The sequence below is a fragment of the Alphaproteobacteria bacterium genome (assembly GCA_016722515.1).
GTDB lineage: Bacteria > Pseudomonadota > Alphaproteobacteria > Rickettsiales > JADKJE01 > JADKJE01.
The window spans coordinates 454,892-470,240 of sequence record JADKJE010000002.1 but is presented as its reverse complement, the minus strand read 5'-3'; the positions used below and the strand labels follow the sequence as shown (position 1 = coordinate 470,240).

At 41.3% G+C, this 15,349-nt stretch carries 13 protein-coding genes; all 13 read right to left on the bottom strand.

What is annotated here, in order from left to right; translation table 11 throughout:
• Positions 1-135: 135 nt before the first annotated feature.
• The 13 genes from IPP74_06900 to IPP74_06840 all read right to left on the bottom strand — a co-directional run bounded on the left by IPP74_06900 (position 136) and on the right by IPP74_06840 (position 15,043).
• Entirely contained in the window at positions 136-1,074 is a 939-nt protein-coding gene (locus tag IPP74_06900; protein ID MBL0319000.1) for a hypothetical protein, read from the bottom strand.
• A 6-nt stretch (positions 1,075-1,080) separates the two neighbouring features.
• Positions 1,081-4,068 (bottom strand): hemagglutinin repeat-containing protein, encoded by a 2,988-nt coding sequence (locus IPP74_06895; GenBank protein MBL0318999.1) that lies wholly within the window; start codon positions 4,066-4,068, stop codon positions 1,081-1,083.
• Between the two features lie 27 nt (positions 4,069-4,095).
• A complete protein-coding gene (locus IPP74_06890; GenBank protein ID MBL0318998.1) occupies positions 4,096-4,773 on the bottom strand; it encodes a hypothetical protein in 678 nt (225 codons plus the stop codon).
• Positions 4,773-5,117 (bottom strand): hypothetical protein, encoded by a 345-nt coding sequence (locus tag IPP74_06885; protein ID MBL0318997.1) that lies wholly within the window; start codon positions 5,115-5,117, stop codon positions 4,773-4,775. The genes IPP74_06890 and IPP74_06885 overlap by 1 nt, the downstream gene beginning before the upstream one ends.
• Complete coding sequence (locus IPP74_06880) at positions 5,096-5,440, bottom strand: hypothetical protein (GenBank protein MBL0318996.1); 345 nt, start codon at positions 5,438-5,440, stop codon at positions 5,096-5,098. Before IPP74_06880 ends, IPP74_06885 begins: the two co-directional genes overlap by 22 nt.
• A gap of 61 nt (positions 5,441-5,501) precedes the next feature.
• Complete coding sequence (locus tag IPP74_06875; GenBank protein ID MBL0318995.1) at positions 5,502-6,230, bottom strand: hypothetical protein; 729 nt, start codon at positions 6,228-6,230, stop codon at positions 5,502-5,504.
• Positions 6,231-6,251: 21 nt separating this feature from the next.
• A complete protein-coding gene (locus tag IPP74_06870; protein ID MBL0318994.1) occupies positions 6,252-6,455 on the bottom strand; it encodes a hypothetical protein in 204 nt (67 codons plus the stop codon).
• A 231-nt stretch (positions 6,456-6,686) separates the two neighbouring features.
• Positions 6,687-6,953 carry a hypothetical protein gene (locus tag IPP74_06865; GenBank protein MBL0318993.1) on the bottom strand — a complete coding sequence of 89 codons (267 nt, stop codon included), beginning with the start codon at positions 6,951-6,953 and terminating at the stop codon, positions 6,687-6,689.
• A gap of 61 nt (positions 6,954-7,014) precedes the next feature.
• Positions 7,015-7,566 carry a hypothetical protein gene (locus IPP74_06860; protein MBL0318992.1) on the bottom strand — a complete coding sequence of 184 codons (552 nt, stop codon included), beginning with the start codon at positions 7,564-7,566 and terminating at the stop codon, positions 7,015-7,017.
• A 19-nt stretch (positions 7,567-7,585) separates the two neighbouring features.
• Complete coding sequence (locus IPP74_06855) at positions 7,586-8,020, bottom strand: adhesin (GenBank protein ID MBL0318991.1); 435 nt, start codon at positions 8,018-8,020, stop codon at positions 7,586-7,588.
• A gap of 397 nt (positions 8,021-8,417) precedes the next feature.
• Complete coding sequence (locus IPP74_06850; GenBank protein MBL0318990.1) at positions 8,418-8,648, bottom strand: hypothetical protein; 231 nt, start codon at positions 8,646-8,648, stop codon at positions 8,418-8,420.
• Entirely contained in the window at positions 8,649-14,519 is a 5,871-nt protein-coding gene (locus tag IPP74_06845) for a hemagglutinin repeat-containing protein (GenBank protein MBL0318989.1), read from the bottom strand.
• Positions 14,498-15,043 (bottom strand): filamentous hemagglutinin N-terminal domain-containing protein, encoded by a 546-nt coding sequence (locus IPP74_06840; GenBank protein MBL0318988.1) that lies wholly within the window; start codon positions 15,041-15,043, stop codon positions 14,498-14,500. Before IPP74_06840 ends, IPP74_06845 begins: the two co-directional genes overlap by 22 nt.
• Positions 15,044-15,349 lie beyond the last annotated feature (306 nt).

Sequence of the window (15,349 nt, the reverse complement as noted above, 5' to 3'; positions counted from 1 at the left end):
AGCATCTTCAATTAATTGCGTTTAGTAAAAAGGATCGCCTAAAAATAAGATGGTATGGTCAAGCTGATAGCCGAGTTGATCCAATAAGTAACTGGAACTAAATTTATAATATATTTCGGAGCTTATCTGAAAAAATTATATAAAATTCATGTTATTTAGCTTTTGTTTATTAATTTTATTTATATTTTCAATGAAAACCATCAATTGAGCAAGCCAATCTTTAATGTCAATATTTATATATGCGCGATTAGCTAAATATTCAATTAATTCTCGTGGAAATGACCTATTATTGAGTAAATAATGAGCATCTTTAATCACCTTCTCTATTGTTTGTGGAGCAACAGTCTCAAAAAAAATCCCGACAGAATATCCTTCTGCTAAACAGCCATATACAGTATCAGCTCCTATGTACCCATACAGTAACAAACAAAGTTCCGGAAAACAGGTATTAAATTCACTAAACTCATCTATTAGATTGTCCATAAATGGATGAGAAGTTCTAACATTTACTTTCATTTCTGCTGATCGACAAAGTAATGTGAGTGCGCAATGACTATCATAAAACTGCCGATTGCTTCCAACAATACGACCTGTTTTTTTGTTATGCCGATAGCATAAGATTAAGCGAGGAGCTAATGAAGAATTAGCTAACCATTTTTCTATAGATTCTTCGTGTTGTTTGATAGTTGAGTTAACAACCTCATTTGCCACCTCGATATCTGGGTAAGTTGAGGTAAACTTAAGCTGCGAAGGGTGATATGCTGAGAAAATACCAGAGACAATTAACCCCATTATATAATATACCGATAAAAGCCATTCTTTCCTAGTAAATCGATTATTTTCCAATTGAGTCATATCTAAAATAATTTCTTCTGGGAAAGGTTTAATCAGCAGGAAGTGTTCTATCTCGTCTAAAATTCGAGGTAGCCAAATTTTATTTCCCTCTTCATTATCTTTAGTCAGGTCAATTAAAATATTGACGATATCTGTATTGCCTTCTTGAGCATATCCCCCAACCACTCCCAAAAAATTGAATAACTCAGGATATAGTTTCTGTATAGCGTTCTGACTCATTTTTCCTCACTTTATCGGATACGCGGTTTTGACTCCAAATCCACCAGTACCATTCTTTACCAGTACTATTCTAGCATTTGTTAAATCCATAACACTTGTATCACCCTTATATATTCCCTTTCCAATGACATCGGTTCCAGTATAGGAAATACTCAACTGTTTTGAGCCCGGTGTATTAAGCCATTCTTGAATTTGTGAATTATTCTGAGCAAAACTGTCATTCACAACTGTATTTGCCGTTTCAATATCTGGAAATGTTGAAGCTCCCGTAATTGAGTCTTGGTTTGTGTTATATTTAAATGGATTACTCAAACGGTCAATTAGAAAATCATCTGATTTTCCAACATGCATTTCTATGGTGTGCCCTCCATTTGCTCCTTCTTCTTGCGTCAAGTCTATTGGAGCAGTATTTGTGAATATGTCAATCCCATTCGTATATGGTATCTCAAACCCCGGCAGCGAATTATCATAGTCACTCTCCCCCGGATATATTTCCACAGATGATCCCGATGTTGGAATCTCAAACCCAGGTAATGTATTATCATACCCAGGGAAACTTAACCCAGAGTCTTTCGGAAGGGTGCTGCCGTCATGAGAGCTGTAACCCTCTAAATCGATACCGTTATTGCCGCTTGTTCCCATCATTGGATTGTTGGGATCGAGGCCACTCAGGGTATTTGTTATATACGCATTCGTTAAAAATTGAGCTAAACTGGCAGCGCTTGTTTGAATCTTTAATTCCAGCTGTTGTGCGCTTAAGAAAAGTCCATCACCTTCACCCAGTAAAAAACCATCGGTACCGGCAGCTCCGCCTCCTGCTAATCCCGCTACCCCAAAAACTGACACGGTTATTCCTGCTAATGCCAGTGCTTTGAAGCTTGCATCCTGATTGGCCACACGACAGGTAGGGTCGGCATTGCATACATTGTCGAATGCGATCAATCCCTCATCTGCATAAAGTGATCCGATACTCGGTGTTTTAAGTGTTTCCTGATAAAGTTTATTCGCAAAGTCTTGATCACTTTTACTGATAACAATCGTGCCGCTCTTCAACTCAATATGGCACATACTGGCGGCATATGCGTCTGCCACAAAGAGGCTTCTGATATTAAAACTAACCTCGTCACATCCAGTAAGCTGTTCAGGTGTGATTTCACCATCTTTTAAAGCTTCCATCACGGCTTTAACATTGTCTTTGCTGTTTGCATTTAACATGTTTTGATCCACAGCCTGATCAATCGCTTGGTCAAACACAGCAGATAGTTTGTCACTTAGTGATGCCGCAGCATCACCTATAAACGTGACGGCTATGGTTAATGTTTTTCCATCAATCGGTATCTCAATATCGAGGGAATTATGTTCATCTTTTATAATTTCCTGAACGTTATTTACATCACGATTTAAATCGTTAAGTTCATCAGTGGTTGCTGGTTCGCCATTAATCGTAATGGTTCCTTCACCAACCGTGGCATGGGTTATACCAATTGTCTTATCATCATCAATACGTACAGAAGGGGTTAATGACGAAGGTAGAGACGTGTTGGTGCCCGCTACTGGTTTTGCCGGTGTGCCAGTACCACCATTATTGCCGCCAAAGCTCCAACCTGCAGCAAGGCCAGCACCACTATAATGCCATACATCCTCATCAACCAAGTTGGCTACTTCAAGTGAGCCGGTGTATAAGGTTAGGTTGCTGCCATCCTTATAACTCCCATCTTCCTGGGGCGTTGCCTGGGCTATCATGGCGCCATTGATCGTGGTTTTGCCTCCTACATCAATCGCAACGGAGTTGGTTCCCATGATGGATGTGACATCATCCGTCCAGTTCCGATGGCCTTTGCCACTGCCACTATAGACGTTAGCGCCAAATGTCGGGGTGACATTTCCCATAATATCAATGCTGACACCAACACTCATGCCACCGCTTTTTTCACTTTTAGATGTTTCTGACGTGTTCTGCACAGACGAAACAAGTAAATCACCACCAACATCCATATTCACATTCTGTGCCAAAATAGTAGCACCCTTAATAGTGGTATCATTACCACTGCTGCTGATAAAATCATGCCCAGCCTGAATGGTTGACGGCATATGATTGGTGCCAGTCTGATCATATTTGGAAGAACTGCTTGATATTCCAAGGCTGATGGACAAGCTTGGCAATAAGCTGGAAGGATTATTGACAACGTTGCTTACGCCTCCCAAATTATTATAGGCATACCATCCTTTATAAGCGTTCGCTGCCAGGTTAACTGCGCCATAATCACCTGAAGTATTCGTATTGGAAAGATCATGAATGGAATCTATCGCACCGGTTAAACTTTCCTGGATAGCAACAGAAACACCAATACTCGACATTGTATGGGATTCATGATGTTCATCATCAAAGCCATCACTGACAATATTAATGTCATTTCCAGCCGTTAACTTAACATCATTTCCAGCCTGGAGGTGGCTTGCTTTAATCGTGATATCATCTGCCGCATCCATTGCAATATCATGGCCTGCAAGCATCATTGAGGGCAGTAAGGTTTCCCGGTAGGTTGAAACCTTGTCTTTGGTTTGTTGGTAACTCACCCCAAAACTCATGCCAGAAAGTCCGCCGGTGAAACCGCTGTCCTTTTTATACACGTAGCTGGATTCATAACCCTTACCAGCTTCTACGGTAATGCCGCCTGTGTTGTTGTGGTCGGCATCAGCTAGTAAATGGATGTCGTTACCTGCTTCTGCGTAAGAGGCGGTAACGTTGATATCATCATTGGCGTTGATGTTAATGTTATTTCCTGCCGTTAAAGTAGAACCTCGCAAGCTTTCTTTGTCTTGTTTGACCTCCTTCTTGCTAGAGCTCATAAAGCCATGGCTGCTGCTGGTTTCATGGTAATGATAGCTTTCGGTTTCGGCACCAATGGTGACATTCTGTGCGGTTAAATTAATATCACCCGCGCTTTGCGCATCGCTGCCTTTGATGGTGATGTCGTTGGCGGCATTTAACACCAGCTGCTGACCGCTTAATAACGAGCCTCATTCGGCTTTATAATCAATTGAATCCAATTTTACACCTTCTTCAATTGCTTTGATTCTAAAGCCCTCTTGTTCTAAGTAGCGTATTAACCCTTGAGCATAATAAGGATCATTTCTTTCAAAAAATTCGATGCGAACGCCTCGACGGCTACCTTTTACTTCAGGTATTGGCCTTACACCACTCCATAAGTATAATTCAAGTGCGTTATTTTCATTAGTCAGATTAGAAAAAGAGTAGAGAAGCCATTTACAGGCATTATCCAGAGGGAATGCATCTATGTAATTATTCTTATCTAAAATAATATAACCACAATCAATGGGAATTTTTATGTTATTGGATTCAAAATTTTCTATTCCTGCGCTACCGCTTCTCAAATAGGATAAATACCCATTGGAATAGATTTTTCCTATTTTTGAGTTTTTTCTCATATTTACAACATCTTCTAAGATTTCTTCTTTAATAATGCTTAATAATTTATTGGTATATTCTTCTCTGCCTCCTGGTGATCTGCCTGGAATAGGATATCCTAAATAAATAACTGATATCTTTAGTGGGGGTGTCAGTGCTTCCTTCTCATTCTTCCACCATTTATCTTCCTTAATTTCAGAAGCATAAGAAAATGGAACAAATTTATATATTAGAATTGTGCAAAATATAATTTTAATAATTATTTTCATTAGTAACCCCTTTTATTAAAAATACCCCTTAGGTCTGTCTGTAAAGAATAGGCTTGAATTTCCACAGGTTGACTAAAATAGAGACTATCTGCTTTGCTGTAATTAGATGCATTAATAGCAAAAATCATAGCATCTAACGTTTGAGGATTATTTAAATCGGAATTATCGATGTTAATGGGAATAGTTTGCGGATAGCCGCCCAATACTGCATTGACTTGATTTTCCTGATATGCGTGAGTCATTTCATGGCTGATTAAAGACACCACAGTGGCAAAGGTTGAATTTTTTGTCCCTTTGCTTATAAAAATGGGATCAATAAATATCACCCCATCCTTATATGCCATTTGCGATTCACCATTTTTTTTGTAGAAGAAATATTGACCGTTGGAACAGAACTTAAACCTAATACCGAGGCTACGGTCGTTGCTACCATTGTTGTTAAATCCGTCATATAAGCTGGATCACTCTTTTTGGCAGCAAACTGATCATAAAAATCCTTAAATCCAGGATCGTGTGCCAATTCATCATATAATGTATCGGGAAGATTTTGAATGATTTTTCCATCATTTCCATAGAAATTATATTTGTCTGGCAGTGAACTCACAACGGCTAATTTTAATTCATCTACTCTAGAGTTTTTTGAACTATCGCAATAAGCTAAAGCCAAGTATAAAGATAATTTTGATCTTGAAGGCTGCCTATGTTAGAAGTGGTTGCCAATTTTTGTCCTAAGGAGCATCCGCTGGTTCAGCAAAATTGAGGTCAATATTTTCTTCAACATTTTCAATTCTAAAACCCTCCCATTCAAGTTTACTAATGAGGGCTTGGCTGAAATAGGGGTCTTGAATCTGAAAAGTTTCAGGCCCATAATGCCAAGAGTTGTGGCCTTGATTAATCTTATCTTGTTGCTTATCTTTTTTGTTATCGTATCTATGTTTCCTCAAACCACTTGGTATTAATAGAGTAACAAATTTTCTTGTATTAATAGTCGATGTTAACTCATAAACTAACCATTCGCAGACTCCCTTTTTTGGAAAAGGCAAAATAAATCTGCTTTTGTCGATGATGACATATCCACACGAAATTGGAATCTCAGGAGGATTTTTAGCGTAACTTTCTTTCCCTGTTGAAGGTTCCATTAGGTAGTTGAGAAATGTTTTAGTTAAGTTGGGTTCATTTTTTAAAATATCTTCTCTAGAAGAATTATTATAATATTTTTCTATATAATCCTTTTCATTGTTAATAAAAGATTCAATCTCTTGATAGCGTTTCAATGTTTGAGGATTATCTTTATATTCTGTACCCATATACCCCCAGTAACTTATCTTTATCTTTAAAGGATATATATATTCTTTTTTCTCCAATTTTAGGATCGGAGGTTTCTCAAGTCCAAATGAATTTATTGGAAACAATAAATAAGTTAATAATATTACTGTGTAAAAGTGGTTGTTTTTCATTTTCTACCTTCGGCAAAATTATTATGGATATTTTTTAGGGGATGGCTTAGGGAAAATCCAGTTATATATATCTGCTCCAATTTGATTTTGGATTGTATAAGCCGCAGCTTCATATGGCTGACTATTGTTTAATGCAGCGCTTTTTTCATAATCAGAATTACTTTTTGGCAATAAAGGGATATAATTGTTTCCCTGATTAAGTCCAAAAATTATCGCCTGTAACATAGCTGGTGAATTTAAAGCAGATTCATCAACATTAAACTTCGCAGATAGTGGTGATCCACCTAATAATGTGTTTATCTGATAACTCTCGTAAGAATGGGCTACTTCCTCGAGGGACTCAATTCAATTATTCAAGCAGCAAAACGAAAGGCCAGAGGGTATAAGTTTGAGCACTTCAAGACTATGGCATTTTTACTTACTGGCAAACTAGACCTTAAGGCCATTAATCCTATGTTATCCACTCGTTTTGCATAAGAGCCTTTTCTTTCCTTGAGCATCATAAAACCCACTGATCTGATTATCCGAAAATGTACTGGTTACAGCTAGCCGTAAAGCTATGGCTTTAGGATCATTAGGAGCATAATCTTTCAACGCAAGGTAAAGTGCTAAACGGTCGGTAAGACCCATAGCGCTGATTTGATCCCTTACTTCGTTACTTACACCATCTTTGCTTACGCCATTTTGCATCAAATCGTTAGTAAGTGCTCTGGCTTCCTTCAAATCTTTCTCACTGATTGCTGCCCCTGCTTTGCCAGAATCTTTGCAAATCTCTTAGATCAATCTATTCGTTGTCTTTTCTTAATATGGTTGGTTTCTTAATACCATAAGAATTTTCTTTGGTTGCCCACCAAAAGGGGATTCCGTCGTGTTCATCATATTCAGATAGAGTTCTGAGATTTTCATACGTGAACCAAACTGGATCTGTAAAGATTGTTTTAACTACATTATTATCTTTATATTTGTCATAACAATGTCTATAGGAATTCACGCATTCTCTAAAGGAATTAAAATATTTTCTAAATACTAAGTGTAAATAATATTCAGAAATATCCAAATATGTTTCTTCTATATTTAAACCCAAGCCTACCCAATCCACACTCTGACTAGTTATTGTTTTAAAAATATTCTCAATATTATCCATCATTCTTAATGCGTCATCTAGTTCTTCGCGTTTAAGATAACGACGATATAATTTATCCACTATTAGTGAATAATTTGTTTCTATATCTTTACTCGTGACATATCTATGGATACAGCTATAAAAAATTTCCATATCACCAGAGTATCCCAATTCACGTATAAGATCACCCCCACAAAAACCCACCATTCTCATAAAAACCTTCTTCAATATGTTATCTAAATCTAATATTATTTGATTTTATAATTCCTCCAGATTTGGCAATAATTACTTCTTTTATAATATCTCTTTGTACTTGAGTAACACTCTGCCCTCGTGTATCAATCACTATATCTTGTACCATACCATCAGGCAAATTTTCAGCCCTTTGTATAGCTTGCTTTGAGACATTATCAATAAGCCCTGAGGAATTTGTTTCGATATTATAGTTCTTTACTTCAATTGAACAGATATTGCCAACACAATAATCAGGGCGAACGCTTCCAGGAGTTCCATAAGGGACTGATTCTCCATCTTTAAAACTAGGTTGAGGTATAGCACCCTCTGGTAAATCATTTCCCACATCAATCTCAGATTGTTTAGGTGTTGGACGACCTCCAGTCACAGATCCAGCCTCGCCAGTTGTCCCTTTTTCTACATCTCCCGCCACCCGTGGTTCCGATCCGCTTCTCCGCAATAACTCCCATAACAGTTTTAATCGATATAGCACATGCATAAGCACCAGCAATGACCGTAATGGTAGCTAATGAATATGCGCCTTCGCTAGTCAGCCCATAGGATTCGTATTTATTTGCCGCTGCATCAATTGCCTTTTCGGCCGCATAGGCGAGTCCATCTCCTATAGGACTGGCATTGATTAATTGCTCAGAGGCCCACCCGACCGTACCAACTTCAAATCCAGCTGCTGCCCACTCAGCGGGATTTCTATATCTAGATGATCATGGTCATCCACCAGGATTTCCTGAACCTTGTTCACATCGCGGTTAACGCCATTCAGTTGGTCATCGGTTGCCGCCTGGCCTGCTATGGCGATGGTTTCTGCACCGTTATTCTTTTAAATAAATTTCTGGTGGATTTTCTAATCCGTTCCAAAATATAATCAGACGGGAACATATAGGACATTTAAAAACGACTTTCATTTCAAGATAAAGTTTCTCAGCATCTATATTACCTTGAAATTGATCGTAAGTTTTATCGGAAATTAAAAGCCATTGATCATTGCAGGGAATCTGACTGTGATCTATAATAAATCCGCAAGAACAAGCTATTTTTGGCATTTATTTACCTATAATTTTTATATCTATTATGTTTTTCGCACCTGCACCCTGAACTCTCTGTAAGACATTTCCTAATTGTTCTTGTGTTACAGACGTATTTCTCAAGTCTAAAACAATACCTTGAGCTTGGCTATTCTTACTTGCAATAGCTGAAATAATTCTATTAGGGTTGTTTGTGATTGGCGTATAGACATCATATGGAGTTCCATTAATTAATAAGTCAGAAGTATTGCCTCCAGCTCTTGTTCCAGTGGGTGATCGTAAGATTACATCATTCCCTAAATCAGCCATAAACTTAGCAGCATCTTTTTCACTTTCGGAAAATATTCCTTCTTCAATTGTTAAATTACCTGATTTAATTGGAGGTGATGAAATTTTTATATCTTCAGCTGTTGTGGTGGCAATTCCCTTTGATTTAATAACTCCCATAACAGTTTTAATCGATATAGCACTTGCATAAGCACCGGCGATTACTGTCACTGCAGCGAGTGCATAAGCATCTTCTGATGTTAATCCCTGTGTTTGATATTGGCCTGCTGCTGCTTCAATGGCTTTATCCGCTGCATAGGCAAGACCATCACCTATAGAGCTGGCGTTTATTAATTGCTCGGTCGCCCATGCAACCGTTCCTACCTGTAGGCCTGCAAAAGCACCTTCAGCCGCACCAATAACTCCTCCAGCTGCTGCCCCACCAGCGGCGCCTGCAAGAGCACCTGGGCCTGTAGCAGAAGTGGCCACACCGCCAATAACAGCACCGGTTGCAGCCCCAGAAAGCGCTCCTCCAACGGCTCCTGCAATGGTTGGCATTCCAATTTCAATCGCGGCTTCTATTGCACTTAAGCAACCGCACGATGTTTCAATTGATTTTAAGGAGCCCAGTAAACTACCCGCCAAGCTGCCTGCCAATTGCAGAGGTGTCTTGCCTTCACCCAATGTTATGCCAGTAGCCTCATATTTAGCTACCATCTCTGATGTTGAAAGAGGTGTTATTCCTCCCATAACACGAATAACAAGTGCGCCATTTGCACCATATTCCGCTTTCAGACCAATTTCAGCTGAAGATACCCAGCCATATCCATCGCTTGTCTTAACTGGTATATATCCATCTAATAACAACGCCATATCCTGAGATGATAATTCGCCATTCACCGATTGAATCAAGTCTGTACCATAGATATAACCTGCGGCTTTCATGCCTCCTTGTGAATTAACCAGTTTTTCTTGGTCTGTTTCAGAGACACCCAATCGTTCTAATTTTTCTTTCAATGAATCAGTTACTTTGACAGCGGCAGAAAGGGCAGAGTCAGGATGATTAAGCTTGGAAACAATATCACTCACCATATCCGTAATGTTTTTAATTCCATCCAACGGTATCTCAATATCCAGATGATCATGCTCATCGACCAGGATTTCCTGAACCTTGTTCACATCGCGGTTAACGCCATTCAGTTGGTCATCGGTTGCCGCCTGGCCTGCTATGGTGATGGTTCCTGCACCGATGGTGGCGTGGGTGACGCCGATTTTGGTGTCATCTTCGATCTTTAAGGACGGGGTATAGGATGAGGATAAGTTAGAACCTGATCCAAAGACCGGTTGTCCTGGAGGGCCTCCAAAGCCAACAGCTATTCCAGCGCCGTTATAATGCCAGATATCCTCATCGGTTAAATCGCTCACTTCCAGTGAGCCGGTGTTTAAGGTGAGGTTACCGCCGTCTATGTAGGTGCCGTCTTCTTGTGGGGTTGCTTGCGCGATGATGGCACCTGTTAGGGTTGTTTTGCCTGTTACATCAATATCAACTGAGTTAGTGCCAATAATCGATGTGACATTATCCGTCCACTTCCTGTGCCCATCACCACTGCCGCTATAGGCATTTGCGCCAAATGTTGGTGATAAGCCATTAACACCATAACTAATACCCACACTCATGCCACCGCTATGTTCGCTTTTGCTGGTTTCCTGGGTGTTTTGTACTGATTCTACGGTGAGGTCGCCGCCTACATCTATATTCACATTCTGTGCCAGAATATTCGCTCCCTTTACAGTCGTGTCCTTACCGCTATGGCTAATAAAATCATGTCCGGCGGTAATTTGCGTCTGCGTAAAATTGCTGCCGCTGGTTTCATATTTAGAGGAGCTGCTGGAGATGCCGAGGCTGACAGAAATGCTAGGCAGTAATTGTGATGGGTCAGTAAAGCCTTTGCTGGCTTTATACATCGATGCAAATTGCGAAGCTCCCTTATAGGCATCCGCCGCCGTTTGAATTCCTGCATAGCTGCCAGAACCTTTATCGCCTAATCCTTTTACAGAATCAATCAAGCCGGTAAATCCTTCCTGAATGGCAACGGTTACGCCAATGCTGGTCATCTTATGCGATTCGGCGTAACTGTTATCAGCATCCAGTGCCAATAGGTTAATGTTATTATCGCTGTTGAGGATAACATCATGGCCAGCATTCACGATGCTGGAGAGAATGTTGATATCATCATGGGCATCCATGGTGATGTCATGCCAGGCTACCATCATTGAAGGTAATAAGGTTTCCTGGTAGCTGCTGATCTTGTCCTTGGTCTGCTGGTAGCTCACGCCAAAACTCATGCCAGAAAGTCCGCCGGTGAAACCGCTGTCCTTTTTATACACGTAGCTGGATTCATAACCTTTGCCAGCTTCTACCGTAATGCCGCCTGTGTTGTTGTGGTCGGCATCGGCGAGTAAATGGATGTCGTTACCTGCTTCTGCGTAAGAGGCGGTAACGTTGATATTATCATTGGCATTGATGTTAATGTTATTTCCTGCCGTTAAAGTAGAACCTCGCAAGCTTTCTTTATCTTGTTTGACCTCCTTCTTGCTAGAACTCATAAAGCCGTGGCTGCTGCTGGTTTCGTGGTAATGGTAGCTTTCGGTTTCGGCACCAATGGTGACATTCTGTGCGGTTAAATTAATATCACCAGCACTTTGCGCATCGCTGCCTTTGATGGTGATGTCGTTGGCGGCATTTAACACCAGCTGCTGACCGCTTAATAACGAGCCAATTTGCAAGGTGCTGTCGCTGGTGTAATGGCTGTGGCGATAGGACGCATCGGTGTGGTTGTTTAAGGCCTGGCTGTCGATGATGATATTGCCGTTGGTCGACGTTAAGCTGCCCGTCCCACCGGCATCCAGCACACCGCCGTTAAAATTGATATCGCCGCTGGTGGTGAGGTTTACGTTGTTTCCTGCGGCAAGGGTTCCTTGATGTTGCAGTGTTTCAAAAGTGCTTTTACCATAACTGCTGGATCCTACGGATGCGCTGTTGCTGATTGTGTCTGCGGTGATATCCAGATTATTACCCGCTTTGATTAATCCACCTTGGTTTGAAACGGTGCTTGAGTTGATGGTTAGATTATGCTGAGCTTGTATCCCACCTTGGTTGGTGATGCTGTTGCCTGTTAAGGCAATATCATGGCCGTTAAGAGTAGCGCCGGTATTAAGGGCGATGTCCTGTAATTGTGCCTGGTTACTAGCTAGATATACAGTAGGCACTAACACTTGTTTCCCGTTAATGGTTTGCTGCACCAGCCACACAATATCTTTGGTTAAAAGCGATTGCTGTGCATCGGTTAAGGCAATACCAACCGATAAATTTAAACTACCCATTTGCTCTTTGGCATTATCATAAAGCTGGGTGATTTGTGCGTTAGCATCGGTAATACCAGGGGTAATAAAACGTGTGCCTAGTTTTTTAAGCAAGGCATCTTCAATTAATTGCGTTTCGTAAAAAGGATCGCCTAATAATAAGATGGTATGGTCAAGCTGATAACCAAGCTGATCTAATAAGTAACTGGAACCTACATAGCTATTTTGATTAATGTTCGGTATCTGAGTGGTGATGAGGTAAGGTGAGTTAGGGTCAGATGCTACTCCAAATAAACCACCTACGCTAACATTCACTCCAGGGGAGACTACCGATGATTGATCAATACGTGGGGTAATTAATACGCCGTTTATTGGAAGCGATGTCTGGTTATTCACCAAATTACCACCCAACGTTAATGTGCCACCGGCTTCAATGGTGCTGGCGACATGGCCGGATTGATAAACGAGGTCAAACGTTTCAAGTGGAGCGATAGAGCCAACCAGGTCATATTCATTGATGACGGGATTATAGATATGCGGTAAACAGCCGGAAGTCATGCAGGTATAGCGTAGGATACTGTTAATATCCATCCCGGTATTAGTAACATTAGCGGTACCTAAATCAACATTGCCGCTGGCGCTGATGTAACTGACTTGCTGGTTAAGGGTGGCGGCGTCTACTACCAGGTTGCCCTGAGAAATAATTTGGCCGGCCCGCTCGGTAAAATCTTCTGTTTCTGTAATGACCTGACGTGCTACACCTGGAGGAAGGTTGGGATCAGCCTGCCAGGTAGAGTTATTATCGACCATGAATTTAATGCCGTCTAAATACGGATCAGCATTAAAAATCAGCCATTGATTATCACTGCCGGTATGTGCCAGCATATCGTCATTGCCATGACCTAAGCGGATATCAAAATACTCGATATCGCCTGCATCCTCAATAAAGGAAGGATTCCCGACGCGGTGGTTGCTGAGAGTGTCTGCGACTAATGTCATTAAACCACCGGACTGGATTAAGCCGCTTTGGTTTTCTAATAAAACCATGCGGGTGTTGTTTAAGCCACCCATCCATAAACTGCCAGTTTCTGCCAGGATGTAACCCTGGTCATTGAGGAGATGGTTGCCAACTTCTATGTTCATATTGCCGTGCGTATAGAGTACGCCTTGGTTCGTTAGGTCATGTGTAGCTCCGAGTAACGCGTCATTATTGGACGCGATGACACCGGTTGCGGTGTTGTTTAAATCGTGTGCGCTTATATCGATATGCGTTGCTGAAGAGAGTTCTCCTTGATTGGTTAAGGTTCCACCGACTGTTAAAGACAAATCACCTAGCATCGATATAATCGAGGTATCATTTAGCCAATTGCCGCTTACGTTTTGCAAGAGGGTGTTGGCTAGTAAGGTGCTGTTCGTTGCGCTGAAACTGCCATTAGTTAGAGACAATCCGTCATTAGCCACAATCTGACTGGTCGTGATAGTGGTTGCTCCAGTGGAAATAAACACCACCGAGTTTGCGAGTATCTCGCTATCGCTTATATCAAGGCTGGCGGATGTCATGGATATCACATCTTCTGTACCGCTGGTGAGTACATGTGTTAAACGAATAGAGTCTGCATTGCCTGTTATGCTGGTAGCTTTGAGAAACGCAAAGCCTGAATCAGCGCCTGAGCCATCTAAGGTGAGTTGATCTCCGGCAGTGAGATTAATCTGATTACCTGCATAGATATATTGACCACCTAATGTTGCATCACTATGTGCATTTACGGTTACAGAACCACCAGCAGAGGTTCTGCCGGTATGGGTCACTTTGCTGGCTGTTGAGGTAAGCTTCACATCTGCAGTAGCAGAAGCAGTGCCCGCCTGAACAAGCTCACCATCAGCGGTGATTTCTAAATCACCGTTACTGGCTTGCAAGATGCCGCCATTATTAACACCAACGCCTGCTTCGGTGCTTTTAAGATAAATCTTTCCCGCATACATACCACCCAAAGCAGATGCATCAATCGCAATGGTGGGCTTGCTAACCACTGATTCCGGTGTAGCAGCAAGTGGAGTGGCCACACCCGTTTGATAATTGACTTGGTTGCGGCCTGTCGTGACGCGCACTGTATTGCCACCATAAATGGCTGCGTGGATTTGTGCCGCACGGGCGATGATATCAAAGGAATCGGTCTGGCTGGCATCAACGCCGTTGCCTTCAATCAGGATGTTGCCTTTATCAACGGTGATATGGTCTATATTGCCCGCACCATCCATATGGGGCACTCGGTCGTTAACGTGACTTTAGGCGTGTTGATGAATCCGCAGCCATTGCAGCTGATGCCGTTGGGGTTAGCGACAATATACTCCGCCTTTTTGCCGAAAATTTCCGTAGGGCCGTTTAAACTGGTGGTATTGGTGCCGGTGACTTCGTTGAGGATAATATTCGCTTCATGGCCTGTGCTAAGATTAGAATTGCCAATAACAACACTACCAAGGGTTGAAACTCCCGTTGACGCAGAGTTATTCACAATCAAACCTTCATTGCCAACTTGTAGATCGGTTAGTTGGTTATGGGAAACACCAGCAGCAGATGGTGTAGCAATATTTTCTACCGGTGTATGATTAAGAGATTCAGCAACGGTAGGCTGATTGGCTAAAGGAGCAGCTGTGTCCGGTGTAATCACAGTCTGTGCGTAGACGATGGACGCTAACATAGGTTGTAGTGCCAGTATTACAGACACCATTAACACAAGGCAGTGATGTAACTTTATGGACAATTCCTGACCCAATTTTTTCATAAATACCGAATGCAAGGGAATGGCTATTTCCCACAGAAGGAAAATTGTATACTATGGTATAAAGTTGAAAACAAGGAATTATTTTCAATTGGAAGTTAAATGGAGGATTGGCTCATTTTTGTATGTAAGTTAGCAAATACCTGTTTTTCTTTTCATGAAAGGCTACCGCTCTTGTTCTTCTTGGATCGTATGCACATCAGAGGAACATACCCAATCTCAGCGGGACACCCAAATCAACATTTCTTAATCAAGAACATATTGATTTATAATGATCTGTAATTTTAAATCTCAGCAGCCGATGAAAAC

What these genes read in the sequence shown, in the direction of transcription:
- IPP74_06900 (MBL0319000.1), bottom strand. Translation starts at nt 1,074, where the DNA reads ATGAGTCAGAACGCTATACAGAAACTATATCCTGAGTTATTCAATTTT.
- IPP74_06890 (MBL0318998.1), bottom strand. Translation starts at nt 4,773, where the DNA reads ATGAAAATAATTATTAAAATTATATTTTGCACAATTCTAATATATAAA.
- IPP74_06885 (MBL0318997.1), bottom strand. Translation starts at nt 5,117, where the DNA reads ATGGCATATAAGGATGGGGTGATATTTATTGATCCCATTTTTATAAGC.
- IPP74_06875 (MBL0318995.1), bottom strand. Translation starts at nt 6,230, where the DNA reads ATGAAAAACAACCACTTTTACACAGTAATATTATTAACTTATTTATTG.
- IPP74_06870 (MBL0318994.1), bottom strand. Translation starts at nt 6,455, where the DNA reads ATGTTACAGGCGATAATTTTTGGACTTAATCAGGGAAACAATTATATC.
- IPP74_06860 (MBL0318992.1), bottom strand. Translation starts at nt 7,566, where the DNA reads ATGAGAATGGTGGGTTTTTGTGGGGGTGATCTTATACGTGAATTGGGA.
- IPP74_06850 (MBL0318990.1), bottom strand. Translation starts at nt 8,648, where the DNA reads ATGCCAAAAATAGCTTGTTCTTGCGGATTTATTATAGATCACAGTCAG.
- IPP74_06845 (MBL0318989.1), bottom strand. Translation starts at nt 14,519, where the DNA reads ATGGATGGTGCGGGCAATATAGACCATATCACCGTTGATAAAGGCAAC.
- IPP74_06840 (MBL0318988.1), bottom strand. Translation starts at nt 15,043, where the DNA reads ATGAAAAAATTGGGTCAGGAATTGTCCATAAAGTTACATCACTGCCTT.